Raw genomic sequence first — 26480 nt, forward strand, 5'->3', positions numbered from 1 at the left:
GGCAGTGATGAGCGATAAAGAACTCCTGTTGGCCCAGCCGCGCGGCTTTTGCGCCGGCGTCGACCGCGCGATCGAGATCGTCGAGCGCGCACTGCTGCAGTTCGGCGCACCGATCTATGTGCGCCATGAAATCGTCCACAACGCCTATGTGGTCGAGGACCTGCGCAACAAGGGCGCGATCTTCATCGAGGACCTGGACGATGTCCCGGCCGGCAACACCCTGGTGTTTTCGGCCCACGGCGTGTCCAAGGCGGTGCGCGCGGAGGCCGAATCGCGCGGCCTGAGCATCTTCGACGCGACCTGCCCGTTGGTGACCAAGGTACACGTGGAAGTGGCCAAGATGCGCAAGCAGGGCTGCGAGATCATCATGATCGGCCACGACGGCCACCCGGAGGTCGAAGGTACGATGGGCCAGACCGAAGCGGGCATGTATCTGGTCGAAACCGTGGCCGACGTCGAGCGCCTGCAGGTGACCAAGCCGGAGCATCTGGCCTATGTCTCCCAGACAACGTTGTCGGTTGACGACACCGCCGAGATCATCGAGGCGCTTAAACGCAAGTTTCCGGCCATTATCGAGCCGAAAAAAGGCGACATCTGCTACGCCACCACCAATCGCCAGGAAGCCGTGAAATTCATGGCGCCGCAGGTCGAGCTGGTGATCGTGGTTGGCAGCCCAAACAGCTCCAACTCGAATCGCCTGCGCGAAGTGGCCGAGAAGATGGGCACGCCCGCCTACATGGTCGACAATGCCACGCAGATCAATCCGGCGTGGCTGGAAGGCAAGCTGCGGGTGGGCGTGACCGCCGGCGCGTCCGCGCCCGAGGTGCTGGTGCAGGCCGTCATCGACCGTCTGAAAGAGTGCGGCGTGCGCAGCGTTCGCCCGCTCGACGGCGTGCAGGAGGCGGTGACGTTCCCGTTGCCGAAGGGCCTCGACGGTTTGAAAGTGACGGCGATCGGCGACGCGGCCTGAGCCGCCAATCAGGCTTGCTGAACTTAATTCAGTACTTTCGGCGTTATTCCGCAGTTAGTTTTTAGTGAATCTCGCTATCATTGCCTCGCTCGCAAAAACTTGTCGATTCGGCCCTTAACGGGGGCGACGACGCCCAGCCAGTTCGCAGGGTTTGATGTCGCTCAGGCATGAAACTTGCATGATTATCGTGTAGTCAACCGCGGCACTACGGGGACACCTAACCCCCGGGTGCCGTTTTTGTTACTTGGACCGTCTGTGCAATACCAATTTAAAGGCTCTTAATGGATACTTTTATCCAACAAATCATAAATGGACTGGTGCTGGGCAGTATGTACGCCCTGGTCGCGCTGGGGTACACCATGGTGTACGGTGTGCTTAACCTGATTAACTTCGCCCACGGCGACGTGCTGATGGTCGGCGCCATGACCGGCCTGACCATCCTGAAATACCTCAACGAGTACGCCCCGGACCTGCCCGGCTACGTCAAGCTGGCCATCGCCATCGGCGGCGCCATTCCGGTTTGTATCATTGTTAACATCGTCATCGAACGTGTCGCGTATCGCCGGCTGCGCAATGCGCCGCGCCTGGCGCCGCTGATCACGGCGATCGGCGTGTCGATCCTGCTGCAAACCTTCGCCATGATGATCTGGACCCGCAACCCGCTGCCGTTCCCGCAGTTGCTGTCGTCCGAGCCGGTGGTGATCGGCGGCGCGCTCATTTCGCAGACGCAGATCCTGCTGCTGGTGCTGGCGGCCGTGTCGATGGCCGGACTGGTGCTGTTGGTGGAGAAAACCAAAATGGGCCGCGCCATGCGCGCCACGGCGGAAAATCCACGGGTCGCCGGCCTGATGGGTGTCGATTCGAACAAGGTCATCGTTGCCACCTTCGCGCTCGGCGCGGCGCTGGCCGCCGTGGCCGGTGTGATGTGGGGCGCCAACTACGCGTCGATCCAGTTCGCGATGGGCTTCGTGCCGGGCCTGAAGGCCTTCTCGGCGGCAGTGCTGGGCGGCATCGGCAACATCTACGGCGCGATGATCGGCGGTATCGTGCTGGGCATTATCGAGAGCCTGGGCGCCGGCTACATCGGCGACCTGACCGGCGGCTTCCTCGGCAGCCACTACCAGGACATCTTCGCTTTCGTCGTGCTGATCCTGGTGCTGACGGTGCGTCCGTCCGGCATCATGGGCGAGCGCGTCGCCGACCGCGCGTAACAGGGGGACATCATGGCTATTCTTAATTTCGACGTTTCCCGCAATCCGCGCAAAGCCTACGCCAGCATGGCGGTGCTGTTCATCGGCTTGATGATCTTCCCGTTCTTTGCCGCGCAGTTCGGCAACTCGTGGGTGCGCATCATCGATATGGCGCTGCTGTACATCATGCTGGCGCTGGGCCTGAACATCGTGGTCGGCTTCGCCGGCCTGCTCGATCTGGGCTACATCGCGTTCTATGCGGTGGGCGCCTACATGACCGGCCTGCTGGCCTCGCCGCAATTCGCCGCGCTGCTCGAATCGGTCATCAACCAGTATCCGGTGCTGGGCGAATCGCTGGTTTCGATCTTCGGACCGGAGATCCAGCAAAACGGCATCCACCTGTCGGTGTGGGTGATCGTCCCGTTGGCCGCCGCCGTCGCCGGCCTGTTCGGCGCCCTGCTGGGCGCGCCGACCCTGAAGCTGCGCGGCGACTACCTGGCCATCGTAACCCTGGGCTTCGGCGAGATCATCCGTATCTTCATGAACAACCTGAACGAGCCGATCAATTTCACCAACGGTCCACAGGGTATCAACCTGATCGATCCGATCCGCGTGTTCGGCGTCAACCTGGCGGGGGAGGCCGGTTCGCGCGCCACCGTCGTCATCGGCGGCTTCTCGATGCCGTCGGTCAACGCCTACTATTTCCTGTTCCTGTTCCTGTGCATCGCCATCGTGTTCGTCACGTCGCGCTTGCAGCACTCGCGCCTGGGCCGTGCCTGGGTCGCGATCCGCGAGGACGAGATCGCCGCGAAAGCGATGGGCATCAACACCCGCAACGTCAAGCTGCTGGCATTTACGATGGGCGCCTCGTTCGGCGGCGTCGCCGGCGCGCTGTTCGCGTCGTTCCAGGGCTTCGTGTCGCCGGAATCGTTCTCGCTGACCGAGTCGATCGCCGTGCTGGCGATGGTGGTGCTGGGCGGTATCGGCCACATTCCCGGCGTCATCATGGGCGGCGCGCTGCTGGCGGCGTTGCCGGAAGTGCTGCGCCACGTCGTCGAACCGCTGCAGCAAAAGGTGTTCGGCCATGTGCTGATCGAAGCCGAAGTGCTGCGCCAGCTGCTGTACGGCCTGGCCATGGTGCTGATCATGCTCAACCGTCCGGCCGGCCTGTGGCCCGCGCCCAAGCATGAAGACCGTCCCGACAGCGATTCGGATACCAAAGATCAATCGTCCGGCACAGTGGCGGCCTGAGGAAAGCAGACATGAGCGAACCAGTTATTCTCAACATCTCCGGCGTCAACAAGCGCTTCGGCGGCTTGCAGGCGCTGACCGATGTCGGCATCAAGATCCTGAAGGGCCAGATCTACGGCCTGATCGGCCCCAACGGCGCCGGCAAGACCACGTTCTTCAACGTCATCACCGGCTTGTACCAGCCGGACACCGGCACCTTCGAGCTGGCCGGCAAGCCGTATTCGCCGTCCGCCCCGCATGAGGTGGCCAAGGCCGGCATCGCCCGCACCTTCCAGAACATCCGCCTGTTCGGCGAGATGACCGCGCTGGAAAACGTCATGGTCGGACGCCACGTGCGCTCGCACCAGGGCGTGTTCGGCGCCGTGTTCCGCCACAAGGCGGCGCGCGAGGAAGAGGCGAGCATCCGCAAGCGTGCGCAGGAGCTGCTGGACTTCGTCGGCATCGGCCAGTTCGCCAACCGCACCTCGCGCTTCCTGTCGTACGGCGATCAGCGCCGTCTGGAAATCGCCCGCGCGCTGGCCACCGATCCGCAATTGCTGGCGCTGGACGAACCGGCCGCCGGCATGAACGCGACCGAAAAGCTGGCGCTGCGCGAACTGCTGGTCAAGATCAAGAACGAGGGCAAGACCGTGTTGCTGATCGAGCACGACGTCAAAATGATGATGGGCCTGTGCGACAGGCTGATGGTGCTGGAATACGGCAAGCCGATCGCCGAGGGTCTGCCGGCGGAAATACAGAGCAATCAGGCGGTCATCGAAGCCTATCTGGGAGGATCGCACTAATGAGCGGTAATGTGAGCGAAAACGTGCTGAAAGTATCGGGACTGAAAGTCGCGTACGGCGGCATCAAGGCCGTCAAGGGTATCGACCTGGAAGTAAACAAGGGCGAGCTGGTGGCGCTGATCGGCGCCAACGGCGCCGGCAAGACCACCACGCTGAAAGCCATCACCGGCACCTTGCCGGCGTGTAAAGTCGAAGGAACGGTCACCTATCAGGGCGAATCGCTGAAAGGCAGCAAGTCGTTCCATCTGGTGCAGAAGAAACTGGCGATGGTGCCGGAAGGACGCGGCGTGTTCACCCGCATGTCGATCCAGGAAAACCTGATGATGGGCGCGTTTACCCGCGACGACAAGGCCGGCATCGAGGCCGATATCGCCAAGTGGTTCGACGTGTTTCCGCGCCTGAAGGAACGGGCGGCGCAGATGGCCGGCACCCTGTCCGGTGGCGAGCAGCAGATGCTGGCGATGGCGCGCGCGTTGATGTCGCATCCGAACCTGCTGCTGCTCGACGAGCCGTCGATGGGGCTGTCGCCGATCATGGTCGACAAGATCTTCGAGGTGATCCGCAACGTGTCGAAAGAGGGCATCACCATTTTGCTGGTCGAACAGAACGCCAAGCTCGCGCTGCAGGCTGCGCACCGCGGCTACGTCATGGATTCGGGCAACATCACGATGACCGGCAACGCCAGCGACATGCTGGACGATCCACGGGTCAAGGCGGCCTATCTGGGCGAGTAAGTTCCTGAGCAAAAGCCCAAAAGGCTAAAAAAGGCCAAAAAAAAGCCCCGGCGACAGGCCGAGGCTTTTAAGGACATCCGTCAGGAGGAAACCACGGATGCCGAGGAGACCGCAGAACGGGCGCCGGCGCCATTGGCGCCGGCCTATATTGCTGATTACTTGCGTGCCGGAGCAACCTTGGCGGCTGCTGCGGAGAACTGGTTCACTGCCTGGGCAACGTTGCTTTCGATCGACTCGGCAGCTTGCTTGGCGGTTTTGCTGAACTGTTCGTAGCCGGCGTTGGCGTTGCCAATGGCCGATTTGAACAGGGCGACGGCGTTTTCGCTGCCGGCCGGTGCGTTCTTGGTCACTTCTTCCACCAGCGAGATGACTTTGCGGTTGGTTTCGGCGATTTGGGTTTCAGCGGCTTTGCTGAACTCGGCGCTGGTGCTCTGGGCGATGTTCGCCAGGTGACGACCGTAAGCGAGGGTTTTTTCAGCGGTCGGCTGGGCCTGAGCGGATGCCAGCGAGAAGAATTCTTGCGGATCTTTTGCCGACAACAGCTGCTTGGTGGCGATCGACGACTCTTCCAGCGATGCCTTGGCGGCGGTCAGGTTCAGGTCGACAAACTTCTCCACGCCTTCAAACGCCTTGTTGGTCAGGGCCGAGAAGATAGCGAACTGCGCTTCAAAGTTGGCTTTGGTCGCATTGGAAAATTGCTCAGGGATTGAAAACATTTAACTCTCCAGGAAAATAGTCATTAATTGGATACTGCCGTTCTACTCGGCGAGAAACAGAACATCCCATGTTTCAAACCGATCAAATTGTGCAACGCAACAAAGACGATTTTACGGCGTTGAAAAATTAAGTCAAGCGATTTTTTGTGCGTTGCATCAAAGCATGAAACATCGTTTTGAGGAAGTATTTCCCAGCTAAAACTTATTGCGGTGCACACCGGGACATGGCGTGGTTGCTTGGTCCTGGGCCCATCCGGATGCGCATAATCCCGCCGTGATAGACTCGGTGGACCGTGAACCGGTGCCGATTTCCCGCATCCGGTATCCTTTCAGTCAGCTAGTCAGTTTTCATGCCCGATACCCCGACCGCCGTTTCCGCCGCCAATCAGCCCGCCGCGCCAGCCGCACACGCGACCTTTCTGTCGCCCATGCCGTTGTTTTTTGTACTCTTATGGAGCAGCGGCTTCATCGTGGCGAAGTTCGGATTGCCGTATGCGCCGCCGCTGACCTTACTGTTGATGCGTTTTCTCGGCGTGCTGGTGTTCCTGCTGCCCATCGTCCTGCTGCTGCGCGCGCCGTGGCCGCGCGGTCGGATCTGGCAGGTCGGGCTGGCCGGCATATTGGTTCAGGCCGGTTATCTGATCGGGGTCTGGTGCGCCATCAAGCTGGGCATGCCGGCCGGTTTATCGGCATTGATCGTTGGCATGCAGCCGATCCTGACCGCCTTCGCCGCGCCGTTGATCGGCGAAAAGGTATTGCCGCGCCAATGGCTGGGTTTGTTGTTTGGCATCGGCGGCGTGGCGCTGGTGGTGGCCGCCAAAATCAAGCTGACCGGCCTGTCGGTCGAGGCGATCGCGCTGTGCGTGCTGGCGCTGCTGTCGATTACGGCGGGCACCATGTATCAGAAGCGCCATTGTCCGCAGTTCGACTTGCGCACTGGCACCGTGATCCAGTTCGCCGCGTCCATTGTTGTGGTGTTGCCGCTGGCTATCATATTCGAAGGCTGGACGCCGGCGTTTGCTGCGGTGCAGTGGACGCCCCGGTTTATCGGAGCATTGTTGTGGTCGGTTTTAGGCTTGTCGATCGGCGCGATCTTCCTGCTGTTCGCGCTGATACGGCGCAGCGACGCCACCCAGGTCACCAGCCTGATGTATCTGACGCCGCCCACCACGGCCGTGATGGCCTGGCTGATGTTCGGCGAAGTTTTCAATCTCCTCGGCGTGGCGGGCATGGCGCTGGCGGTCACCGGGGTGTTTTTTGTGGTCAGCAAACGCAAACCTACCTAGCGAGGACACATGATTTCTACTCCCCAACAGCAGGCGGTGGATGCCGCGATCACGTCGCGCCGCTCGATCCGCGCCTACCTGCCGCAAGCGGTGGCGCGCGAGGACATTCTGCAGATCCTGCAGGTGGCGGGCAGGGCGCCCTCCGGCACCAATACCCAGCCGTGGAAAGTGTACGTGCTGGAAGGCGAGCGCAAGCGGGAGTTGTCTTCGGCGATTCTGGCCATACATAACGATCCGGAGCAAGCCAAGCTGCATACCGAGGAGTACGCGTATTACCCGAGGGAATGGGTATCGCCGTATATCGACCGCCGCCGCAAGGTCGGCTGGGATCTGTATGCGCTGCTGGGGCTGACCCGTGACAACAAAGCCGGCATGGCGGCCCAGCATGGCCGCAATTATGAGTTCTTCGGCGCGCCGGTCGGGTTGATCTTTACCATAGACCGCATCATGGAGCAGGGCTCCTGGCTCGACTACGGGATGTTTTTGCAGAGCGTGATGGTGGCGGCGCGCGGACGCGGACTAGATACTTGTCCGCAAGCCGCCTTTACGCAGTATCATCGGGTCATCGGTTCAGTCCTGAACATCCCCGAAAACGAGACCGTGGTCTGCGGCATGGCGCTTGGTTACGCCGATACAACGAAAATTGAAAATTCTTTGATCACTGAACGCATGCGTATCGAAGAATTTGTTAAATTTGTCGATAAGGACTAGCTTGCATAAAAGGCTAGTGAGGGTTCGAGGCCGCGTATTGCAGATCCGCAACCAAAGATGCTGCCGTGGATAATTTAGCTTGCGCTGGCTCACCATTTTGCTACACTGCAACAGTCGATTGTGAAATCCGGCTTTTCTTCTTTTGGGGATACGAATGTATAAACTAGCGTTAAGTGCGCTCATTTCGCTGATGTTTGCATCGGCTGGCATGACTGCCGCCCAGGCTGCAACCGCCAACAGCGCCGCGCCGAAAAAAGCCGTGGTCAAAAAGGCCAAGGTCCGCCAACCGGTGCGCGTGGCCGCCGCCGACGCCAGCGATCGCCTGGTCAAGCGCGTGACCAAAGTCAACGGCCGCCGCAAGGTGGTCTACCAGCGCCTTATCACCGCCGCGCCTGCCATGCCGACCATGGGCGACCTGGCCGGCCTGAGCGCGACGCACGATCCACTGGACCTCAAGTCCAACGTGGCGCTGGTGCTGGACCAGGAAAACTCCGAAGTATTGTTTGAAAAGAACTCCAACGTCGCCTTGCCGATCGCCTCGATCACCAAGATGATGACCGGCCTGGTCGTGGTGGAAGCCAACCAGAACATGGACGAAGTGCTGACCGTGACCGACGCCGATGTCGACCGCGAAAAATTCAGCAGCTCGCGCCTGCGCGTCGGCGCCCAGTTGACCCGTGCCAACATGCTGCACATCGCGCTGATGAGTTCGGAAAACCGCGCCGCGTCGGCACTCGGCCGCAACTACCCTGGTGGCAAGCCGGCGTTTGTCGAAGCGATGAACGCCAAGGCGCGCGAGCTGGGCATGACCGACACGCATTATGTCGATTCCAGCGGCCTGTCGAAAATGAATGTGGCCAGCGCTCGCGACCTCGCCAAGCTGGCGATGGCTGCGTACCAGCATCCGATGCTGCGCCAGTTCTCCACCGATTCCAAAGCCATCGTCGAAGACAACGGCCGTCCGATGCAGTTCGGTACCACCAATCACCTGGTGGCCAGCCCCGACTGGGCGATCGGCTTGCAGAAGACCGGTTTCATCAATGAAGCCGGCCGCTGCCTGCTGATGCAGGCCGTCATCGAAGGCCGTTCGGTGATCATGGTGTTCCTCGATTCCAAAGGCAAGCAGTCGCGTACCGCCGATGCCGGCCGCATGCGCACCTGGCTGCAGGCGCTCAAACCTGCGGCATTGACCAACAGCGGCAGCGCGCCGGTTTATTCGACCGGCATGTAACCGAGCGTGGCGGAGATCTGGTTGGCGGTTGTGACCAGATCTTCCAGCCAGTCTTCCTGCAGACGGTCGGCCGGCGCCGAGATCGACAGCCCGGCAATCAGCTTGCCGCTGTCGTCATGGATGCCGGCTGCCATGCAACGCACCCCCAGTTCCAATTCCTCGTTATCGCGCGCATAGCCGCGCGACTTCACCAGGCTGAGTTCCCGCTCGAGCTTGGACAAATCCGTGATCGAATTCTTGTTGTGCCCGGCCAGTCCGGTGCGCGTGGCGTAGGCGCGGATGGCCTTGGGCTCGTCCACCGACAGGAACAGCTTGCCGGTCGACGTCAGGTGCAGCGGACCGCGGCCGCCGATCGCGCGCACCACCTGCATGCCCGAACGCTCGGAGAAGGCGCGGTCGATGTAGACGATCTCGTCGCCCTGGCGCACCGACAGGTTGATGGTCTGCTGGGTCTTCTTGTGCAATGCACGCATGAAATCGAGCGCCGCCTCGCGCACCGACAGCCGGCTTTTGACCACGTTGCCCAGTTCCAGCAGCCGCATGCCGAGCCGATACGTGCCCGGCTCGATGCGGTCGACAAAGCGCGTCAGCACCATATCGTTGAGGATGCGGTGCGCGGTGGACGGGTGTAGCCCGGAAACCTTGGACAATTCCTTCAGGCTGACGGGATCGGGGTATTTGGCGAGAGCGTCTAATAACGCCACCATGCGTTCGATCACTTGGATAGTGGTCTTTTGCTCAGGAACGGTTTCGATTTTCATGATGTGGTTGGTGCAGTGCAGTAATCGGTAACTACGTTATACCATAATGTGAAAAAAATAGGAATTGATGCATAATGCGTCATCTTTATCTCGTCATCGCCCTATGGAACCTGTCAGCGAATTCAAAAGCAAGAGCGGCCTGAAACGGATCTTTTCCGCCTTTTTCTACTCGATCGACGGCTTGAAGTCCGCGTGGAAACATGAACACGCGTTCCGCCAGGAGTTGGGCTTGTTTGTCGCCGGCACCTTGGTGGCGCTGCTGCTCAAGGTGTCGGCGTTCGAGAAGCTGGTGTTAATCGCGGTGCTGGTGCTGGTGCTGATCGTCGAACTGATCAACTCAGCGATCGAAGCGGTGGTCGACCGGATTTCGCTGGAACGCCACCCGCTGTCCAAGAACGCCAAGGACTTCGGCAGCGCGGCTGTGCTGCTGGCCTGCTTGCTGGCAGCGGCGACCTGGGCCGTGGTGCTGTTCAATCGCTTCTACTAATCCTTATGCGTTTACTGTATATAGAACTGATAAAAGCTTAGTTCTCATTTATAAGGGACGGCATTACTCTCTGCTCTAACATAACTAGGGGATTCAAATGCTGTCCAAAAAAATCATCGCCGCAGCCATTTTTGCCGCTACGGCCGCCTCATCCGTCATTGCCGCCGAAATCACTTTGCTGAACGTGTCGTACGACCCGACGCGCGAGCTGTATCAGGACGTCAACGCCGCCTTCGCCAAAGACTGGAAGGCCAAGACCGGCGATACGGTGAAAATCAAGCAATCGCACGGCGGTTCCGGCAAGCAGGGCCGCGCCGTCATCGACGGCCTGGAAGCGGACGTGGTCTCGCTGGCGCTGGCCTATGACATCGACGCCATCGCCGAACGCAAGATCCTGGCGCCGGACTGGCAGAAGAAACTGCCGCACAACAGCACCCCGTACACGTCGACCATCGTGTTCCTGGTCCGCAAGGGCAACCCGAAGGGCATCAAGGACTGGAACGATCTGGTCAAGCCGGGCGTGGCCGTCATCACCCCGAATCCGAAGACCTCCGGCGGCGCCCGCTGGAACCACCTGGCCGCCTACGGCTACGCGCTGCGCCAGCCGGGCGGCAGCGAAGCGAGCGCCAAGGAATTCCTCGGCAAGCTGTATAAAAACGTGCCGGTGCTCGATTCCGGCGCGCGCGGCGCCACCACCACGTTCGTTGAACGCGGCATCGGCGATGTGCTGATCGCATGGGAAAACGAGGCACTGCTGGCCATCAAGGAACTGGGCCCGAGCAAGTTCGACATCGTCGCGCCATCGGTCTCGATCCTGGCCGAACCGCCGGTGGCCGTGGTCGACAAGGTGGTCGACAAGCGCGGCACCCGCAAGGTGGCCGAGGCTTACCTGAACTACCTGTACACGGATGCCGCGCAGGAAATCATCGCCAAGAATTACTACCGTCCGGCAGTCGAGAAAGAGGCGAAGAAATACGCCGCGCAATTCCCTGCGGTGAAACTGTTCACGATCGCCGACATCGCCGGCGATTGGGCCAAGGCGCAGAAGACCCACTTCGCCGACGGCGGCCTGTTCGACCAGATCTACCAGCCGAAGTAATCACCATGCCCGGCCTCACCACTGCGGACTTTCGGGTGTTGATCGCGCCGGGCTTGCATAACAGCGGTCCGGATCACTGGCAAAGCCGTTGGCAGCGCCTGTTTCCATCCTTCGAGCGCGTCGAGCAGGACGATTGGGAAGCGCCGGATCTGGCGCGCTGGTCGGCCCGCGTCGATGAACATCGCAGGGCCAAACCCGGCGACGCGCGTCCGACGCTGATCGTCGCGCATAGTTTCGGCAGCTTGGCCAGTGTGCACAGCGTGGCGCGCGATCCGTCCGGCGTGGCCGGCCTGCTGCTGGTGGCGCCGGCCGATCCGGACAAGTTCAACGTCGCCGACCAATTGCCCAGGCAGGCGTTGCCGGTCCCGTCGATCATGATCGGCAGCACCAACGACCCGTGGATGGCGGCGCCGCGCGCGGCCTTGTGGGCCGAACGCTGGCACAGCGAATTCATCAACGGCGGATCGCTGGGACACATCAACGCCGAATCCGGCCTCGGCGATTGGCCCGAGGGACTGGAAATCTTGTATTTTTTGATAGATAAGGTGCAGAATGGAGCCCTCGCGGCGCATTGACGCCCTTGCCATTTAACGTGCTAACTTCTGGAGACCACCATGACACTGCGACTCGGCGATACCGCCCCCGATTTTGAACAAGACTCCTCCATCGGCAAGCTGAAGTTCCACGAATGGGCGGGCGATTCCTGGGTGGTGTTGTTCTCGCACCCGGCCGACTTCACGCCCGTCTGCACCACCGAGCTGGGCCTGACCGCCAAGCTGAAACCGGAATTCGACAAGCGCAACGTCAAGGCGATCGCGCTGTCGGTCGACCCGGCCGAATCGCACAAGGGCTGGATCGCCGACATCGAAGAGACCCAGGACACCGTGGTCGGCTTCCCGATCATCGCCGACGAAGACCGCACGGTCGCTACCTTGTACGACATGATCCACCCGAACGCCTCGACCACGGCCACGGTGCGCACCTTGTTCGTCATCGACCCGAACAAAAAAGTCCGCCTGAGCCTGACCTATCCGATGAGCACCGGCCGCAACTTCGACGAAGTGCTGCGCGTCATCGACGCCCTGCAACTGACCGACGCCCACACCGTGGCCACGCCGGGCAACTGGAAAGATGGCGACGACGTCATCATCCCGCTGACCGTGCAAGACCCGGAAGTGCTGAAGCAAAAGTATCCGAAAGGCTTTACCGCCGCCAAGCCTTACCTGCGCGTCACGCCACAACCGAACAAGTGATCGGGATAAAAAGCGCATAAGCAAATAAGGATTGCGTTGTTTGGAAATTTCCCTCGAGTAGGTACCCTGCGGGTTACTCTTGGGGAATTGCATGGATGTATCGTTTGTCGTGTCGGGATTCGCGGTAGGCTTGTTGGTGGGAATGACCGGTGTCGGCGGCGGTTCGCTGATGACGCCTCTGCTGACGTTGCTGTTTGGCGTCTTGCCTGCGGTCGCCGTCGGCACCGACCTGGCCTTCGCCTCGCTGACCAAGGGCGTCGGCACCTTCACCCACCGCCTGCGCGGCACCGTCCATTGGGACATCGTGCGGCGCCTGTGCATCGGCGCCTTGCCCGCTGCCGTCCTCGCCAGCCTCGGCCTCAAATACTTCGGCACCCTCAGCCCGGAACTGGGCCAGGTCATTCGTTATTCCATCGCCGGCTCGGTCATGCTGACCGTGTGCGCGCTGCTGTTCCGCCGCAAGATGCTGGCGTGGATCAACGCCCGTCCAGAGCGCCACCTGCAGGGCGCCAAGCTGACCGGCGCGACCATCTTCGCCGGCGCCGTGCTCGGCACGCTGGTCACCATTTCGTCGATCGGCGCCGGCGCCGTAGGCGCGACCGTGCTGGTGATGCTGTACCCGAAGCTGACCCCGGCCGAGGTGGCAGGCACCGACATCGCCTACGCCGTGCCGCTGACGGCGATCGCGGCGGTCGGCCACTGGTGGCTCGGCTCGATCGACTGGATGTTGTTGCTAACGCTGCTGGTAGGCTCGGTGCCGGGCATCACCATCGGTTCTTACTTCGCCAAATCGGTGCCGGAACGCCTGCTGCGCGGCCTGCTGGCTTTCATTTTGGTAGCGGTCGCGGCCAAACTCATAATGTGAGTAGCTATATAGCCTATTCATCTAACTTAATGAAAAATGCTTCGTTTGTAATATGAAGCACAGATGAGATTATGCAGCCCTTATAGAAGAATTTGTAATAAGGGAGCATTCATGTCAGCAGTTCTTGCAGCGCCCGCCGCGCCACCCGTGGCCGCCCGGGGCGCGCCATTCCGCGTGATGCCGGGTTTCCGGCTCTCGCTGGGATTCACCATTTTCTACCTGACCTTGATCGTGCTGATCCCGTTGTCGGCGGTCTTCCTGAAGACGTTCACGATGACATGGGAAGGTTTTTGGGCCGCCGTCACTTCCGACCGCGTGATGGCGTCTTACCGGCTGACCTTTGGCGCTTCGCTGATCGGCGCCTTTATTAATGTGGTGTTCGGTGGCATCGTTGCCTGGGTGTTGGTGCGCTACGAGTTTCCCGGCAAGCGCATCATCGACGCGCTGGTCGACCTGCCGTTCGCGCTGCCGACCGCCGTCGCCGGCATCACCCTGACTGCGCTGTATTCGGCCAACGGCTGGTTCGGCCAGTTCATCGAGGGCGTGCTAGGCATTAAAGTGGCGTTCACGCCGCTCGGCGTAGTCGTCGCGCTGACCTTCATCGGCCTGCCGTTCGTGGTGCGCACGGTGCAGCCGGTGCTGGAGGACGCCGAGCGCGAGCTGGAAGAGGCCGCCGCCAGCCTGGGCGCCAACGCCTTCCAGATCTTCACCCGCGTGGTGTTCCCGACCATTATGCCGTCGTTGATGACCGGCTTCGCGCTGGCCTTCGCCCGCGCCACCGGCGAGTTCGGCTCGGTGATCTTCATCGCCGGCAACATGCCGATGATCTCCGAGATCACGCCGCTGTTCATCATCACCAAACTCGAGCAGTACGACTATGCCGGCGCCACCGCGATCGCGGTGGTGATGCTGGTGGTGTCGTTCATCATGCTGTTGACCATCAACCTGTTGCAAGCCTGGGCTCGCGGAAAGTCGGGTAAATAATATGAGCGGACTGCCTCCCGTCCCGGTGCGTCGCGGCGAACTGCCGTCGGCGCCGAAAACCCTGGAGCCATTGTGGGTGCGCGGCGTGCTGATCGCCATCGCGCTGCTGTTCCTGACCGTGTTCCTGTTCGTGCCGCTGGTGGCGGTGTTTGCCGAAGCGTTCCGCAAGGGCTGGGAAGCGTATCTGGCCGCCATCGTCGAGGAAGACGCGATCTCGGCCATCAAGCTGACCCTGATCACTGCGGTCATCGCCGTGCCGCTGAACCTGGTGTTCGGCGTGGCCGCCTCGTGGTGCATCGCCAAGTTCGAATTCCGCGGCAAGAGCTTTTTGCTGACGCTGATCGACCTGCCGTTCTCGGTGTCGCCGGTGATTTCCGGCCTGATCTACGTGCTGCTGTTCGGCGCGCAGGGCTGGATGGGACCGTGGCTGCAGGAGCACGACATCAAGATCCTGTTTGCCGTGCCGGGCATCGTGCTGGCGACCATTTTCGTCACCTTCCCGTTTGTCGCGCGCGAGCTGATCCCGCTGATGCAGGCGCAGGGCAGCGAAGAGGAAGAGGCCGCCATCGTGCTGGGTGCCTCCGGCTGGGATACCTTCCGCCGCGTGACCTTGCCCAACATTAAGTGGGGCCTGCTGTACGGCGTGATCCTGTGTAACGCCCGCGCGATGGGCGAGTTCGGCGCGGTGTCCGTGGTGTCCGGTCACATCCGTGGCGAGACCAATACCGTGCCGCTGCAGGTCGAGATTCTGTACAACGAGTACAACTTCGCCGCCGCCTTTGCCGTGGCGTCGCTGCTGGCCTTGCTGGCCCTGGTGACGCTGGCCCTGAAATCCTTTATCTCTTGGCGCTTGAACGAATCGATCGCCGATGACGCACGTTCCAAGGAGCACTGACATGACGATCGAAGTTAAAAACATCCACAAGCGATTCGGCGATTTCGTCGCCCTCAACAATGTCTCGTTGGACTTTCCGGCGGGCGAGCTGACCGCGCTGCTGGGACCTTCCGGCTGCGGCAAGACCACGCTGCTGCGCATCATCGCCGGCCTGGAGCATCCGGACTCGGGTCAGGTGCTGCTGGACTCGAACGACGCTTCCCACCGCCACGTGCGCGAACGCCAGGTTGGCTTCGTGTTCCAGCATTACGCGCTGTTCAAGCACATGACCGTGTTCGAAAACGTCGCCTTTGGGCTGCGCGTCAAGCCGCGCGCCGAGCGGCCGTCGGAAGACCAGATCCGCCGCAAGGTCAAGGAACTGCTGGAGCTGGTGCAGCTGGACTGGCTGGCCGACCGCTATCCGCCGCAACTGTCGGGCGGGCAGCGTCAGCGGATCGCGCTGGCGCGCGCGCTGGCCGTCGAGCCGCGCGTGCTGCTGCTCGACGAGCCGTTCGGCGCGCTCGACGCGAAAGTCCGCAAGGAACTGCGCCGCTGGCTGCGCCGCCTGCACGACGATCTGCACGTGACGTCGATTTTCGTCACCCACGACCAGGAGGAGGCGCTGGAAGTGGCCGACCAGGTGGTGCTGATGAACAAGGGTAACGTCGAGCAGATCGGCGCGCCGGACCAGGTCTACAACCATCCGGCCTCGCCGTTCGTGTACGGCTTCCTGGGCAACGTCAATATGTTCCATGGCCGCGTGCAGGACGGCGTGCTGGCCAGTGGCGGCGCGACCTTCCAGGTGCCGGGCCAGCCCGACGCCGACGGCAAGGGCACCGCCTATGTGCGCCCGCACGATCTGGATATCGAACGCTACACGCCAGGCGCCGAAGGCATCGTCGTCAAGCTGCGGCGCGCGCACGCGATCGGTCCGCTGGCGCAACTGGATCTGGAGCGCGACGATACATCCGAGCTGATCGAGGCGGTGATGTCGAACGAGCGTTTCAGCCATCTGCAATTGAAAGAGGGCGAGACGTTGGTGGTGCGTCCAAAACGCCTGCATGTGTTCGTTGACGCTGGAGCTTCCATATGAATTTTCAACAACTGCGGTCGATCCGCGAAGCGGCCCGCCGCGGCTACAATCTGACCGAAGTGGCCAATGCCCTGTTCACCTCACAGCCTGGCGTCAGCCGCCAGATCCGCGAGCTGGAAGACGAACTGGGCGTGGTGATTTTCGAACGCAACGGCAAGCGCCTGACCGGCATGACCGAGCCGGGCAAGGGTATCCTCAAGATCATCGACCGCCTGCTGATCGAGGCGGAGAATTTGCAGCAAGCCAGCCTCGAGTACACGGGCCAGCAAAGCGGCACGCTCAGCGTTGCGGCCACGCACACGCAGGCGCGCTATGCGCTGCCGAAGGTGGTGCAGAGTTTCCGCACCGCGTATCCGGACGTGCGCATCGCCTTGCAGCAGAGCGCACCGGAGCACATCGCCGAGTGGATTTTGTCGGGCAAGACCGATATCGGCATCGCCACCGAAGGCTTGTCGCAGTTCCCGGATTTAGTGTCCTTCCCTTGCTACCGCTGGAGCCATTTGATCGTGGTGCCGGATGGCCATCCCTTGCTGGGCCGCTCGCCGATCAAGCTCGAGGACCTGGCCGAGTTCCCGCTGATTACGTACGATGTCGGCTTCACCGGTCGCGGGCATATCGACGCGGCGTTTTTGCAGGCCGGCGTCAAGCCCGATATCGTGCTGACGGCGATGGATTCGGACGTCATCAAGCAGTATGTCGCGCTCGGTCTGGGCGTGGGGATTGTCGCCTCGATGGCCTTCGACCACGGCCGCGACAAGGGCATGCGCGCGGTCGAGGCGTCGCATCTGTTCGCGTCGAACACCACGCGGCTGGCGGTGCGCAAGGGCGCCTATCTGCGCTCGTACGCGTACCACTTCATCCAGCAGTTCGCGCCCGACCTGACACGGGCGGAAATCGACGCCGCGTTAAACGGCGGCGAGCTCGTCTGACGCAACAAGGGCCGCTGAAGCGGCCCTTTTTTTTGCAATCAACTCCCGTCTGAGAACTTCTGAACCAATGGTGCTCCGCCGTCGGCTCATCGATGGCGGATTACGGCGTTCCGCCTAATCCGCCCTACGGTTTCGAGGCCGATCGATTACCAGCTGTAACCGGCCTTGGCGTAGTAATAGCGTCCGTTGAAGCCGTTCGGCGCCCAGCCGCTGTACTGGTTGATGCCGTTGAGGTTGAGGTTGGCCACCGACGTGATCGTGTCCGGATACTTGTCGGTCACGTTGTCCACGCCCACGCTCAGGCGCCAGTTCTTGCTCAGCTTGACGCTTGCCGACAGGTCCAGCACCCATTGCGGATCGTACACCTGATCCTGCGCCGGAACGTTTTGCGGCACCGTGAACCGGCCGTAGCGGGTGATGACGCCGCGTGCGTTCCACGCGCCCAAAGTGTAGTCGGTCGCCAGGCTGAACTTGTCCTTCGGCGAACCGACCGTCAGGCGGTTGACGGTCTGGCGGTCGATCAGGGTCAGGCCGTTGGCCGTCAGGATGGCCGGATTGTCGTTGACGTGCTGCACCGAGCTCTTGTTGCGGTTGTACGCCAGGGTGAAGTCGTAACGGCCGGCGCTGGCCAGATCCCAACGGTAAGTGCTGACCACGTCCACGCCGGTGGTGCGGGTATCGATGGCGTTGGTGAAGTAGCGGGCCGCGCCCACCAGCAGGCCCTGGTTGGCCAGCGTATTGCGCAAGGCTGGCGACAGCGTCATGCTGGTCGACAGCGCGATGCGGTCGTCGATGTCGATACGGTAGGCGTCGACGCTGGCGCTCCAGTTGCGGGTCGGCTGCACTTGCAGGCCGACGCTGTAGTTGCGGGCTTTCTCGGCCTTTAATTGTTGCGCGCCGAGCGCATCGGCGGCGGCGCTGCCGACCGCAAAGGTACCGGTTTCAATCGGGGTGTTGACGTTGTTGATCACCGAGAAGTTGGTGGTGGTGATCGTGTAGAACTGCTGCGCCAGCGACGGCGCGCGGAAGCCGGACGAGGCCGTCGCACGCAGCGACACCTGCGGGGTGAACGCATAGCGCGTCGAGCCCTTGACCGAGGTGGTGTTGCCGAAGTCGCTGTAGCGTTCGTGGCGCACGGCGGCCGACGCCGAGAACTGCTTGGTGATGTCGGCCTCGAAGTTGGCGTAGATCGACTTGTTGTTACGGCTGTTCTTGCCGGCGTTGACCGGACGGAAGCCGGAAAAACCCTGCGCTCCGGAACCGCTGTACGACGCCACGTCGCCGGCGCCGATTTCATACTGTTCGTGGCGCGCTTCCACGCCCAGCGCCACCGTCAGCGGACCGCTGAAGGCGGCCACCGGGAATTCCTTGGCGATATCGAAGTTGAACAGCCCTTGCGTGTTTTCCAGCATGCCGGCGTAGAAGTGGGTCGGGCTGGCGGCGCCCAGGTCCAGGTTGGCGGTGTCGTCGAGATTGAGGCGGAAGCGGTTGCTGCCGTAGTTCAGGCTGGCGTCCCAACGCCATCCGGACAGCTCGCCGCGCAGGCCGGTCACCAGCGACTGGTCGGTCGAAGTGCTGTTTTGCAGCGGCAGGAAGCCTTCCGGATACAGCGGCGAGCGCAGCGGCGCGTTGGCCGCCGTGCTGGCGTAGGCGGTGCGCCAGGTGGCGGCGGCTGAGGTCTTGCGCTCGCCCAGGTTGGCGAAGGCATACCAGTCGATATCGTCGCTGATGCGGTACTGGCTGTTGACGAAGATGCTGCGCGGATGGCTTTCCGGCTCGCCGTAGCGCTGGCTCACTTCGCCATAGCGCGGCTCGCGCGGGTTGCGCAGGTCGGCGCCGGCGCGGTTGGTCGGATCGCGTTCGGCGGCCTCGATGGCCACGCGCACCCAGCCTTGGTCGCCGAGGGCGAAGCCGGTCGAGCCGCGCAGGGTGCGCTGCTTGCCGTCGCCTTCCTTGTACTCGCCGTAGCCGACTTCGATGTCGCCGCCTTCCGCGCCTTTGCGCAGGATGATGTTGATCACGCCAGCGATCGCGTCGGAGCCGTATTGGGCCGCCGCGCCGTCGCGCAGCACCTCGATGCGTTCGATCGCCGCCAGCGGGATGGCGTTGAGGTCGACCGGTGCCGAGCCGCGTCCCTGGGTGCCGTTGACGTTGACTACGGCCGAGGTGTAGCGGCGCTTGCCGTTGACTAGCACCAGGGTCTGGTCGGGGGACAGGCCGCGCAGCTGGGCCGGACGCACGGCGTCGCTGGCGTCGGCGCCGGACGGGCGCGGGAAGTTCATCGACGGCACCAGGCGGGCGAGCACGGTGGCCAGTTCGGTCGAGCCGCTGGCCTGCAATTCGCGCGCGCCGATGATGTCGACCGGCGACTCGGAATCGATGGTGCGGCGGTTCTTGGCGTAAGTACCTGTGACCACGACCGACTGCAGTTCGCCGTCGGCGGGCGCGTTCTGGGCGAAGGCGGGGATGACAATGGTGGAGATCAGCGTGCTCAGCAGGAGCGGTGTGGCGATGTGGCGTGAAGTCATGTGACGGTCTCGTGGGCGATGGTAGTGACACAGGATAGCAGTCACACAATTGAACACCAACGAACCATTGCGTCTAACCATATATCTAAACGCAAATACGACACCCCCCCGGGGTCAAGTCTGTCATTCGGACACGGACCGATGTGTAAGAACGCTGCCGACGGTGCCTGACCGTTCAGCTCGTGTCCGAATGACAGACTTGACCCCGGCAGGGGTTACTGGCCGGGGTTGGGAAAGCTGGCGTGGATGGCGTCGATTTGCGCGATGATCTCCGGCGTCAGCGTGACGTCGTAGGCGTCGATGTTTTCCTTCAGTTGCGCCAGGCTGGTGGCGCCGATGATGGTCGAGGCCACGCACCAGCGCCCGTAGCACCACGCCAGCGCCAGTTGCGTCGGCGTCAGGCCGTTGTCGCGCGCGAGCTCGGTGTATTGCGCGACCGCCGCCAGCACCGTCGGCCGCAGGTAGCGCGGACTCCACGTCGGCGGGAAGATCGTCAGCCGGCCGCGCGCGTTCGGGTCGTCGTGGTATTTGCCCGTCAGTTGGCCGAAGGCGAGCGGGCTGTACGCGAGCAGGCCGACGTTTTCGCGGAAGCACGTTTCATCGAGCAGGCTGGTTTCGTAGTGGCGCGCCGTCAGGTTGTACAGGTTCTGGATCGCGGCGATGCGCGGCAAGCCTTTCATTTCCGATTGCTTGATGAACTCGCTCACGCCCCAGCATGATTCGTTGGAGACGCCAATCGCGCCGATCTTGCCTTCCTTGATCAGCTCGGCCAGCGCGGCCAGGGTTTCCTCGACGGCCACGCAGTCGCGTTCGAGCTGCGGATTGAAGACGCTGGCGCCGAAAATCGGCACGTTGCGGCTGGGCCAGTGCAGTTGGTATAAATCGATATGGTCGGTTTGCAGGCGCTGCAGGCTGGTGTCGACCGCCGCGCGCAGGTTGGCCGCGTCGAAGTTCTGCTTGCCGCCGCGCACCCAGCTGATATTCGGGTTGGGTCCGGCGGCCTTGGTCGCCAGCACCACCTTGTCGCGCAGGCCCGATTTCTTCAGCCAGGTGCCGATGAAGCGCTCGGTCGCGCCCTGCGTTTCGGCGCGCGGCATGACCGGATACATCTCGGCGGTGTCGATGAAGTTGATGCCGCGTTCGACCGCGTAGTCGAGCTGGCTGTGGGCGTCGGCCTCGGTGTTCTGTTCGCCGAACGTCATCGTGCCCAGGCAAATCTTTGTGACCTTCAGATCGCTGGAACCAAGTTGTATCTTCTGCATGCCCGCTCCTTAATGTCCGCGCACGGCCTGCGCGCAATCGTTGACCAGTGCCGGGCCGGCGTAGATCAGGCCGCTATACAACTGCACCAGTTGCGCGCCGCAATCCATTTTGACCTTGGCGTCCGCACCGCGCATGATACCGCCAACGCCGATAATCGGCAGGGCGTCGCCCAGTTCGGCCTTGAGCAGGCGGATGACGGTGTTGGACAGCTCGAATACCGGCGCGCCCGACAGTCCGCCCGCCTCGGCGCCGTGGCGCATGCCGGCCACGGCGTCGCGGCTCAATGTCGTGTTGGTGGCGATGACGCCGTCGATCTTGTGGCGCAGCAGCGCGTCGGCGATGTTCTTGACCTGGTCGCCGTCCATGTCCGGCGCGATTTTGAGCGCCAGCGGCACGTAGCGCTTGTGCTGGTCGGCCAGGCGCGCCTGCGCGTCCTTCAGTTGCGCCAGCAGGCCGTCGAGCTCGGAGCCGCCTTGCAGCTGGCGCAGGTTCTTGGTGTTGGGCGAGGAAATGTTGACCGTGACATAGCTGGCGTAGGGATAGACTTTTTCCAGGCAGTGCAGATAGTCGTCGGCCGCGCGCTCGATCGGCGTGTCGGCGTTCTTGCCGATGTTTAGGCCCAGCACGCCGGCCTTGTTCTGGTAGAAGCGCGATGCCTGCACATTGGCGACAAAGGCGTCGACGCCGCCGTTGTTAAAGCCCATGCGGTTGATGATGGCGTGCGCGGCCGGCAGGCGGAACATGCGCGGTTTGGGATTGCCGGCCTGGCCGCGCGGCGTGACGGTGCCCACCTCGATCGAGCCGAAGCCCAGGTCCGCCAGCGCGTCGATGAAGGCGCCATCCTTGTCCAGACCGGCGGCGAGGCCGACCGGGTTCTTGAACGTGACACCCATCACCGTGCGCGGGTCGGCCGCCGGTTGCTTGACCAGCTTGGTCAGCCCCAGCGCGGCGGCGCGTTTGAGTGCGGGAAGGGTGAAGTGGTGCGCGGCTTCGGCGTCCATCGAGAACAGCATCGGACGGGCCAGGGAATACAGGAATTTTTCGGACATGAGGGGGCTCTGGTTGTTGGCCCCGGTATTTTATCAGGCCTCCAGCACGCTCCACACGCCCTTGATGCGCGCCTCCAGCGGTTTGAAGTTGGTTTTGTAAGACATTTTCGGGCTTTCCCTGATCCAGTAGCCCAGATAAATGTAGGGCAGGCTCAGCTCGCGCGCCTGGGCGATTTGCCACAGCACATTGAAGGTGCCGTAGGAGGCGCCTTCGACATCGGGATCGAAGAAGGTGTACACCGACGACAGGCCGTCCGACAGCACGTCGATGATGCTGACCATGCGCAAGGTGCCGCCGGGCTCGCGGAACTCCACCAGCCGCGTGTTGACCCGGCTTTGCAGCAGGAACTGCGCGTACTGGTCGCGGCTGTCCTGGTCCATGCCGCCGCCGGCGTGGCGCTTGCTCTGGTAGCGCAGATACAGTTCGTAGTGTTCGTCGGAGAATTGTAGCGTGGCGACGCCGGCGCGCAGGTCGCTGTGTTTGGCCCAGGCGCGGCGCTGGCCACGGTTGGGCGCGAACTGGTCGACCACCACGCGCACCGGAATGCAGGCCTGGCAGCCATCGCAATATGGTCGATACGTAAAGATGCCGCTGCGCCGGAAGCCGTTTTTGACAAGCTCGGAGTAGACGTCGGCGTTGATCAAGTGGGAAGGCGTGGCCACCTGCGAGCGCGCCTGGCGCGCGTCGAGGTAGCTGCAAGGGTAGGGCGCCGTGGTGTAAAACTGCAGCGTCGCGAAAGGCAGATCGTTCAGGTGCGTCATGCACGTCCTATCGATGGCGAGGTTCTGGTCCGGTTCTAATCCTTATGATAGCGCTTGTTTGTCGATGGCGCTTGTCACCTTCAGCTTAACTGGCCGGGGCCAGCGGTGCAACGGGTTCCCACACGGCGATTTGAGGCAATTCAATATTGTTGCGCAGATGCGCCAGGAATTGTGCGCGCGGGATCGGCGCCGCGCCCAGCGAGGCCAGGTGGCCGGTCTCCTGTTGGCAATCGATCATCTTGACGCCGTGTCCGCGCAGGAAGCCCACCAGATAGGCCAGCGCGATCTTGGAACCGTCCGTCACGCGCGCGAACATCGACTCGCCGTAGAACATGCGCCCGATCGAAACGCCATAGGCGCCGCCGACCAGTTCGCCGTCCAGCCAGACCTCGGCCGAGTGCGCGTAGCCGAGCCGGTGCAGGCCGGTGTAGCCGTCGATGATGTCCTCCGAGATCCATGTGCCGGGGCCGTCTTTGCGCGGCGCGGCGCAGGCCCGCATCACGTCCTCGAAGGCGCTGTCGAAGCGCACCTGCCAGCGCCCGCCAACCGCCATCTCGCGCTCGACCTTGCGCAGTGTCTTCTTCAGGCTGTCGGAGATGCGGAAGCGGTCGGTCATCAGCACCATGCGCGGGTCGGTGCTCCACCACAGGATCGGCTGGCCTTCCGAGAACCATGGGAAGATGCCGTTGCGGTAGGCCATCAGCAGGCGCTGCGGCGACAGGTCGGCGCCAGCGGCCAGCAGGCCGGGCGCCTCGGACGTCAGCGCCTGCGAGACGTCGGGGAACGGCGTGTCGCGTTCGAGCCAGGGGATCACGTCGGTTCCGCGTCCGAGCGCATGGCGCGGGTGATGTCCTGCGCGTGGAAGCCGTAGCCGCTGGTGGCGTCTTCGCGCATGCCCGCGCGGTCGGCGAAGAACAGTTCCAACGTGGTGCGGATGGTGGGAAAGGCCAGGTCGTCCCACGGGATCTCCGCCTCGCTGAACATTTGCACGTCCAGACTTTCCTCGCCGGGCGCGAAGTCGAGGTCGCGCAAGGTGGCCAGGTAGAACATGTGCACCTGGTGCACGCGCGAGACGTTCAACAGTGAAAACAATTTACCCAGTTCGATGTTGGCGCCGGCTTCCTCTTGCGTCTCGCGCATCGCCGCCTCGGCCGTGGTTTCATCGTTTTCCATGAAGCCGGCGGGCAGGGTCCAGTAGCCGAGGCGTGGTTCGATCGCGCGCTTACATAACAGGACCTTTAGTTCGCCATCGCCTTCCCATACGGGGATCGTGCCCAGCACCATTTTCGGATTCTGGTAATGGATGGTGCCACAGCTTTCGCAGACGTAACGGGGACGGTTGTCGCCGGCTGGGATCAGCAGGCTGACGGGGGAGGCGCATTCGGAACAGAATTTCATAGGGGGAGTTGCTCGGGGTGGAAGTTTTTGATCATATTGGTTACTTTACACCGATTGCGCCGCGCACGGCATTGACTACAGCGCTCGGTGAATGCATATATTCGGACTATCGCGCACGATTTCAGGATTAACATTGCCTAAATTGGTGAACTGCCCTATAATGATCGCACAGACGCGGGGTGGAGCAGTCTGGCAGCTCGTCGGGCTCATAACCCGAAGGTCACAGGTTCAAATCCTGTCCCCGCAACCAAATTCGAAAGCCGTTGATTCCTTCGCAGGGGTCAGCGGCTTTTTCTATTGTGCGGCGGTTTATGGCAGGTAATCAGGATTGAGCAATTGTTCCTTGGTGAATGGCATCGTGGAGGGGAACGCCGACTTCGGGAGCTGCGTTTCGCGTGATCAGTGATGCTGCGGCGTTGATCAAAGATGGTGCCGAGCCAACTGCCTGAGATACGGTCGGGCTGCAGCTTGCATTTCAACAAATGCATAATCAACTGTTCAATTCGATGCTTGAATTCACGTCTTTCCGCGCGCGCCATGCTCTCAAGCTCCTCGATGATGTTTTCCAGGTCAAGCCGGTCGAATTGTTTGAAGCGCAGCAGTTCTATTTGCGCACTGGTCCAGACGAGGAAGTCGGCGTCGTGGTTGGTGTTGATGTGATCGTCCATGTTGCACCTTTGCCTATGGAAGGTAGTCGGGATCGAGCAACTGTTCCATTGTGAACGGAATTGCAGTGGGAAAGGCCGACTTGGGTAAGTGCGTTTCGTCTGCGGCGAGCGCTACCGCCCTGGCGTAGTTCCGCGTTGCATAGTTCTTCAGCAGCGGTTTCAAACTGGGCATCTCTTCCATGAGATCTGCGATGCCATAGCGCTGCTCCCTGATCGAACGTAGCCAACTGCCTGTGATGTGGTCAGGTTGTAACTTCCACTTCAGCAGATGCATCATTAGTTGCACGATGCGGTTTTTGAACTCTTGCCTTTCATTGCTCCCCATGCTCTCGAGCTCCTCGATCAAATGTTCAAGGTCCAGTCGGTCGAATTGCTTGGCGCGCAGTAGCTCGGCCTGGCTTTGCAGCCAGACGAGAAAGTCCGTCTCGTAATCGGTTTTGATGTGATCGTCCATGGGGCACCTCCGCCAGCCTAATGCCGTCGTCGGAGCTTCACTTTAACCCCGCTCAAACGGGCGGGCAAGTCACCCCGGTGGCACCGTGGCGCAGGATGCGCGGATGAAATCGAGCATCGCGGGCGTGACCCATGTGCCGATGAGTAATCGCGGTTCGCGCGCGTGGGCGTTGCGGATTTTTTCCAAGGTCTCCGGGTTGTCGCCGATGCGGGCGCTGAATAATGTCATCCACCCGCGCGCCAGCGCTTGCGATGCCGGATCGGCGGGATCGGCGCCGGCTTCGAGCTGCCGGTGGACCGCCGCGACCAGCGCCATCCATTGCGCGCCATGCTGGCTGGCGCCAACGCGCATGCGCTGTATTTCGTCCTCGTCGAGGTGGTCGGCGTACAGCGCCAGTTTGTGTTCTCCGAACGCTTCGATCACGTAATGCTTCAACTGCGGCGTAATCCCGGTGTGCAGTTGCGCCGCCGGCTCCATGTCCATCATGACAGTGATGCGGCGCGCGAAGTCGGGATTGGCGGCGGTGTCGCGTTCGAGCATCTGCATCCAGCGCTCGGACAGTTGACGCGGCTGGGCGTCGGCCGGAGGCACGCCTTGCTGCATCAGCTCCTGTATCTGCGCCACCAGCGCGGCCCAGCCGCTGTTGCGGCGCGCGTCCTGCTGCCAGAAGGGCAGGCGGTGCAATTCGTCCTTGCTGAAGTATTTGTCGTAGAGGTTCATCAGCTCCAGCGTGGACAGCCAGTCGGCCAGTTCCGGCTCGCCGCCGCCGGCCATCTGCCGGTGCAGGTGCGAGAGCTGCTCGCGCAGCGCGCTCGCTTGTGCGATCTGCTGGTCCAGCGTGGCGATCTGCTGGGCGACGACGTCGGCGAACGGCGCGTCGGGACTGGCGAGAAAGGTGCCGATATCCGCCAGCGACATGCCGAAGCGGCGTAGCGCCTGGATCTGGTGCAGGCGGGCGACGTCGGCACGGTTGTAGAGGCGATACCCGGAATCGGTGTGCGCCGATGGCGTGAGCAGGCCGATACTGTCGTAGTGGTGTAGCGCGCGTACCGTCAAACCTGAGCGCGCGGCCAGTTCGCCGATTTTCAACACGGCGTGGTTGCGATGTTCTTTCATGCGCGATAGTGTACGCCGACCCGGCG

At 62.1% G+C, this 26480-nt stretch carries 28 protein-coding genes and 1 tRNA gene; 18 read left to right on the forward strand and 11 right to left on the reverse strand.

Annotation, left to right across the window (positions count from 1 at the left end; translation table 11 throughout):
• The first annotated feature begins 7 nt into the window (after nt 1–7).
• From ispH to ACZ0BA_RS28965, 5 genes are all read left to right on the forward strand, one after another.
• The gene (ispH, locus tag ACZ0BA_RS28945) at nt 8–970 is read left to right on the forward strand and encodes a 4-hydroxy-3-methylbut-2-enyl diphosphate reductase (RefSeq protein ID WP_463454578.1); all 963 of its coding nucleotides are present in this window, start codon (nt 8–10) and stop codon (nt 968–970) included.
• A 281-nt stretch (nt 971–1251) separates the two neighbouring features.
• A complete protein-coding gene (locus tag ACZ0BA_RS28950; RefSeq protein WP_463454580.1) occupies nt 1252–2181 on the forward strand; it encodes a branched-chain amino acid ABC transporter permease in 930 nt (309 codons plus the stop codon).
• A 12-nt stretch (nt 2182–2193) separates the two neighbouring features.
• Nucleotides 2194–3411, forward strand: coding sequence for an ABC transporter permease subunit (locus ACZ0BA_RS28955; RefSeq protein WP_463454581.1), 1218 nt, complete (start codon nt 2194–2196; stop codon nt 3409–3411).
• Nucleotides 3412–3422: 11 nt separating this feature from the next.
• Nucleotides 3423–4193 carry an ABC transporter ATP-binding protein gene (locus ACZ0BA_RS28960; protein ID WP_463454582.1) on the forward strand — a complete coding sequence of 257 codons (771 nt, stop codon included), beginning with the start codon at nt 3423–3425 and terminating at the stop codon, nt 4191–4193.
• Nucleotides 4194–4204: 11 nt separating this feature from the next.
• Nucleotides 4205–4927 (forward strand): ABC transporter ATP-binding protein, encoded by a 723-nt coding sequence (locus tag ACZ0BA_RS28965; RefSeq protein ID WP_463454851.1) that lies wholly within the window; start codon nt 4205–4207, stop codon nt 4925–4927.
• 155 nt (nt 4928–5082) lie between these two features.
• Here the strand turns inward: ACZ0BA_RS28965 and ACZ0BA_RS28970 are convergent, their stop codons facing one another.
• A complete protein-coding gene (locus ACZ0BA_RS28970) occupies nt 5083–5643 on the reverse strand; it encodes a phasin family protein (RefSeq protein ID WP_463454584.1) in 561 nt (186 codons plus the stop codon).
• 350 nt (nt 5644–5993) lie between these two features.
• Between ACZ0BA_RS28970 and ACZ0BA_RS28975 the strand changes: the two genes are divergently transcribed.
• The 3 genes from ACZ0BA_RS28975 to pbpG all read left to right on the forward strand — a co-directional run bounded on the left by ACZ0BA_RS28975 (nt 5994) and on the right by pbpG (nt 8871).
• Nucleotides 5994–6929: a DMT family transporter gene (locus ACZ0BA_RS28975; RefSeq protein ID WP_463454585.1), complete on the forward strand. Its 936-nt coding sequence runs from the start codon at nt 5994–5996 to the stop codon at nt 6927–6929.
• Between the two features lie 9 nt (nt 6930–6938).
• The gene (locus ACZ0BA_RS28980) at nt 6939–7640 is read left to right on the forward strand and encodes a nitroreductase (protein ID WP_463454586.1); all 702 of its coding nucleotides are present in this window, start codon (nt 6939–6941) and stop codon (nt 7638–7640) included.
• A gap of 154 nt (nt 7641–7794) precedes the next feature.
• Nucleotides 7795–8871, forward strand: coding sequence for a D-alanyl-D-alanine endopeptidase (gene pbpG / locus ACZ0BA_RS28985; protein ID WP_463454587.1), 1077 nt, complete (start codon nt 7795–7797; stop codon nt 8869–8871).
• Here the strand turns inward: pbpG and ACZ0BA_RS28990 are convergent.
• Complete coding sequence (locus ACZ0BA_RS28990) at nt 8853–9632, reverse strand: IclR family transcriptional regulator (RefSeq protein ID WP_090323796.1); 780 nt, start codon at nt 9630–9632, stop codon at nt 8853–8855. The two genes, pbpG and ACZ0BA_RS28990, sit on opposite strands and share 19 nt — an antisense overlap.
• A gap of 103 nt (nt 9633–9735) precedes the next feature.
• On the opposite strand from ACZ0BA_RS28990, the gene ACZ0BA_RS28995 reads away from it, so the two are divergent.
• From ACZ0BA_RS28995 to ACZ0BA_RS29035, 9 genes are all read left to right on the forward strand, one after another.
• A complete protein-coding gene (locus ACZ0BA_RS28995) occupies nt 9736–10119 on the forward strand; it encodes a diacylglycerol kinase (RefSeq protein WP_463454588.1) in 384 nt (127 codons plus the stop codon).
• Between the two features lie 97 nt (nt 10120–10216).
• On the forward strand, nt 10217–11218 hold the full coding sequence (locus ACZ0BA_RS29000) for a sulfate ABC transporter substrate-binding protein (RefSeq protein ID WP_463454589.1): 1002 nt from the start codon (nt 10217–10219) through the stop codon (nt 11216–11218).
• Between the two features lie 5 nt (nt 11219–11223).
• On the forward strand, nt 11224–11793 hold the full coding sequence (locus ACZ0BA_RS29005) for an RBBP9/YdeN family alpha/beta hydrolase (RefSeq protein WP_463454590.1): 570 nt from the start codon (nt 11224–11226) through the stop codon (nt 11791–11793).
• Nucleotides 11794–11832: 39 nt separating this feature from the next.
• On the forward strand, nt 11833–12471 hold the full coding sequence (locus ACZ0BA_RS29010; protein ID WP_463454591.1) for a peroxiredoxin: 639 nt from the start codon (nt 11833–11835) through the stop codon (nt 12469–12471).
• A 91-nt stretch (nt 12472–12562) separates the two neighbouring features.
• The gene (locus ACZ0BA_RS29015; protein ID WP_463454592.1) at nt 12563–13336 is read left to right on the forward strand and encodes a sulfite exporter TauE/SafE family protein; all 774 of its coding nucleotides are present in this window, start codon (nt 12563–12565) and stop codon (nt 13334–13336) included.
• A gap of 177 nt (nt 13337–13513) precedes the next feature.
• Nucleotides 13514–14320 (forward strand): sulfate ABC transporter permease subunit CysT, encoded by an 807-nt coding sequence (gene cysT / locus ACZ0BA_RS29020; RefSeq protein ID WP_463454852.1) that lies wholly within the window; start codon nt 13514–13516, stop codon nt 14318–14320.
• Nucleotide 14321: 1 nt separating this feature from the next.
• A complete protein-coding gene (gene cysW, locus ACZ0BA_RS29025) occupies nt 14322–15215 on the forward strand; it encodes a sulfate ABC transporter permease subunit CysW (protein ID WP_463454593.1) in 894 nt (297 codons plus the stop codon).
• A gap of 1 nt (nt 15216) precedes the next feature.
• Nucleotides 15217–16287, forward strand: coding sequence for a sulfate/molybdate ABC transporter ATP-binding protein (locus tag ACZ0BA_RS29030; RefSeq protein WP_463454594.1), 1071 nt, complete (start codon nt 15217–15219; stop codon nt 16285–16287).
• Complete coding sequence (locus ACZ0BA_RS29035) at nt 16284–17216, forward strand: CysB family HTH-type transcriptional regulator (protein ID WP_463454595.1); 933 nt, start codon at nt 16284–16286, stop codon at nt 17214–17216. The genes ACZ0BA_RS29030 and ACZ0BA_RS29035 overlap by 4 nt, the downstream gene beginning before the upstream one ends.
• Nucleotides 17217–17362: 146 nt before the next feature.
• Here ACZ0BA_RS29035 and ACZ0BA_RS29040 read toward each other — a convergent pair whose 3' ends face one another.
• From ACZ0BA_RS29040 to ACZ0BA_RS29065, 6 genes are all read right to left on the reverse strand, one after another.
• Nucleotides 17363–19744 carry a TonB-dependent receptor plug domain-containing protein gene (locus tag ACZ0BA_RS29040; protein ID WP_463454596.1) on the reverse strand — a complete coding sequence of 794 codons (2382 nt, stop codon included), beginning with the start codon at nt 19742–19744 and terminating at the stop codon, nt 17363–17365.
• A 215-nt stretch (nt 19745–19959) separates the two neighbouring features.
• A complete protein-coding gene (locus ACZ0BA_RS29045; RefSeq protein ID WP_463454598.1) occupies nt 19960–21006 on the reverse strand; it encodes an aldo/keto reductase in 1047 nt (348 codons plus the stop codon).
• 9 nt (nt 21007–21015) lie between these two features.
• Entirely contained in the window at nt 21016–22056 is a 1041-nt protein-coding gene (locus ACZ0BA_RS29050; protein WP_463454600.1) for a quinone-dependent dihydroorotate dehydrogenase, read from the reverse strand.
• Between the two features lie 33 nt (nt 22057–22089).
• Nucleotides 22090–22818, reverse strand: a complete 729-nt coding sequence (locus ACZ0BA_RS29055; protein WP_463454601.1) for an arginyltransferase — start codon at nt 22816–22818, stop codon at nt 22090–22092.
• A gap of 85 nt (nt 22819–22903) precedes the next feature.
• Complete coding sequence (aat, locus tag ACZ0BA_RS29060) at nt 22904–23632, reverse strand: leucyl/phenylalanyl-tRNA--protein transferase (RefSeq protein WP_463454602.1); 729 nt, start codon at nt 23630–23632, stop codon at nt 22904–22906.
• Nucleotides 23629–24216 (reverse strand): NUDIX hydrolase, encoded by a 588-nt coding sequence (locus tag ACZ0BA_RS29065; RefSeq protein ID WP_463454603.1) that lies wholly within the window; start codon nt 24214–24216, stop codon nt 23629–23631. Before ACZ0BA_RS29065 ends, aat begins: the two co-directional genes overlap by 4 nt.
• 173 nt (nt 24217–24389) lie before the next feature.
• Between ACZ0BA_RS29065 and ACZ0BA_RS29070 the strand changes: the two genes are divergently transcribed.
• Nucleotides 24390–24466, forward strand: a tRNA-Met gene (locus ACZ0BA_RS29070).
• Between the two features lie 31 nt (nt 24467–24497).
• Here the strand turns inward: ACZ0BA_RS29070 and ACZ0BA_RS29075 are convergent.
• The 3 genes from ACZ0BA_RS29075 to ACZ0BA_RS29085 form a co-directional block, all read right to left on the reverse strand.
• Nucleotides 24498–24884, reverse strand: coding sequence for a DUF29 domain-containing protein (locus ACZ0BA_RS29075; protein WP_463454604.1), 387 nt, complete (start codon nt 24882–24884; stop codon nt 24498–24500).
• Nucleotides 24885–24897: 13 nt separating this feature from the next.
• Complete coding sequence (locus ACZ0BA_RS29080) at nt 24898–25338, reverse strand: DUF29 domain-containing protein (protein WP_463454606.1); 441 nt, start codon at nt 25336–25338, stop codon at nt 24898–24900.
• A gap of 69 nt (nt 25339–25407) precedes the next feature.
• Nucleotides 25408–26454 (reverse strand): MerR family transcriptional regulator, encoded by a 1047-nt coding sequence (locus tag ACZ0BA_RS29085; protein ID WP_463454607.1) that lies wholly within the window; start codon nt 26452–26454, stop codon nt 25408–25410.
• Nucleotides 26455–26480: the final 26 nt, after the last annotated feature.

It is taken from the genome of Duganella sp. AC917 (genome assembly GCF_979258245.1).

What these genes read in the sequence shown, in the direction of transcription:
- ACZ0BA_RS28990 (WP_090323796.1), bottom strand. Translation starts at nt 9,632, where the DNA reads ATGAAAATCGAAACCGTTCCTGAGCAAAAGACCACTATCCAAGTGATC.
- ACZ0BA_RS29005 (WP_463454590.1), top strand. Translation starts at nt 11,224, where the DNA reads ATGCCCGGCCTCACCACTGCGGACTTTCGGGTGTTGATCGCGCCGGGC.
- ACZ0BA_RS29040 (WP_463454596.1), bottom strand. Translation starts at nt 19,744, where the DNA reads ATGACTTCACGCCACATCGCCACACCGCTCCTGCTGAGCACGCTGATC.
- ACZ0BA_RS29030 (WP_463454594.1), top strand. Translation starts at nt 15,217, where the DNA reads ATGACGATCGAAGTTAAAAACATCCACAAGCGATTCGGCGATTTCGTC.
- ACZ0BA_RS29085 (WP_463454607.1), bottom strand. Translation starts at nt 26,454, where the DNA reads ATGAAAGAACATCGCAACCACGCCGTGTTGAAAATCGGCGAACTGGCC.
- ACZ0BA_RS29075 (WP_463454604.1), bottom strand. Translation starts at nt 24,884, where the DNA reads ATGGACGATCACATCAACACCAACCACGACGCCGACTTCCTCGTCTGG.
- ACZ0BA_RS29010 (WP_463454591.1), top strand. Translation starts at nt 11,833, where the DNA reads ATGACACTGCGACTCGGCGATACCGCCCCCGATTTTGAACAAGACTCC.
- cysT (WP_463454852.1), top strand. Translation starts at nt 13,514, where the DNA reads ATGCCGGGTTTCCGGCTCTCGCTGGGATTCACCATTTTCTACCTGACC.
- ACZ0BA_RS29080 (WP_463454606.1), bottom strand. Translation starts at nt 25,338, where the DNA reads ATGGACGATCACATCAAAACCGATTACGAGACGGACTTTCTCGTCTGG.
- ACZ0BA_RS29065 (WP_463454603.1), bottom strand. Translation starts at nt 24,216, where the DNA reads ATGAAATTCTGTTCCGAATGCGCCTCCCCCGTCAGCCTGCTGATCCCA.
- ACZ0BA_RS28955 (WP_463454581.1), top strand. Translation starts at nt 2,194, where the DNA reads ATGGCTATTCTTAATTTCGACGTTTCCCGCAATCCGCGCAAAGCCTAC.
- ACZ0BA_RS29050 (WP_463454600.1), bottom strand. Translation starts at nt 22,056, where the DNA reads ATGTCCGAAAAATTCCTGTATTCCCTGGCCCGTCCGATGCTGTTCTCG.
- ACZ0BA_RS29055 (WP_463454601.1), bottom strand. Translation starts at nt 22,818, where the DNA reads ATGACGCACCTGAACGATCTGCCTTTCGCGACGCTGCAGTTTTACACC.
- ACZ0BA_RS28970 (WP_463454584.1), bottom strand. Translation starts at nt 5,643, where the DNA reads ATGTTTTCAATCCCTGAGCAATTTTCCAATGCGACCAAAGCCAACTTT.
- ACZ0BA_RS28975 (WP_463454585.1), top strand. Translation starts at nt 5,994, where the DNA reads ATGCCCGATACCCCGACCGCCGTTTCCGCCGCCAATCAGCCCGCCGCG.
- ACZ0BA_RS29045 (WP_463454598.1), bottom strand. Translation starts at nt 21,006, where the DNA reads ATGCAGAAGATACAACTTGGTTCCAGCGATCTGAAGGTCACAAAGATT.
- cysW (WP_463454593.1), top strand. Translation starts at nt 14,322, where the DNA reads ATGAGCGGACTGCCTCCCGTCCCGGTGCGTCGCGGCGAACTGCCGTCG.
- ACZ0BA_RS29000 (WP_463454589.1), top strand. Translation starts at nt 10,217, where the DNA reads ATGCTGTCCAAAAAAATCATCGCCGCAGCCATTTTTGCCGCTACGGCC.
- ACZ0BA_RS28995 (WP_463454588.1), top strand. Translation starts at nt 9,736, where the DNA reads ATGGAACCTGTCAGCGAATTCAAAAGCAAGAGCGGCCTGAAACGGATC.
- ACZ0BA_RS29035 (WP_463454595.1), top strand. Translation starts at nt 16,284, where the DNA reads ATGAATTTTCAACAACTGCGGTCGATCCGCGAAGCGGCCCGCCGCGGC.
- ACZ0BA_RS29015 (WP_463454592.1), top strand. Translation starts at nt 12,563, where the DNA reads ATGGATGTATCGTTTGTCGTGTCGGGATTCGCGGTAGGCTTGTTGGTG.
- ispH (WP_463454578.1), top strand. Translation starts at nt 8, where the DNA reads ATGAGCGATAAAGAACTCCTGTTGGCCCAGCCGCGCGGCTTTTGCGCC.
- ACZ0BA_RS28960 (WP_463454582.1), top strand. Translation starts at nt 3,423, where the DNA reads ATGAGCGAACCAGTTATTCTCAACATCTCCGGCGTCAACAAGCGCTTC.
- ACZ0BA_RS28980 (WP_463454586.1), top strand. Translation starts at nt 6,939, where the DNA reads ATGATTTCTACTCCCCAACAGCAGGCGGTGGATGCCGCGATCACGTCG.
- ACZ0BA_RS28950 (WP_463454580.1), top strand. Translation starts at nt 1,252, where the DNA reads ATGGATACTTTTATCCAACAAATCATAAATGGACTGGTGCTGGGCAGT.
- pbpG (WP_463454587.1), top strand. Translation starts at nt 7,795, where the DNA reads ATGTATAAACTAGCGTTAAGTGCGCTCATTTCGCTGATGTTTGCATCG.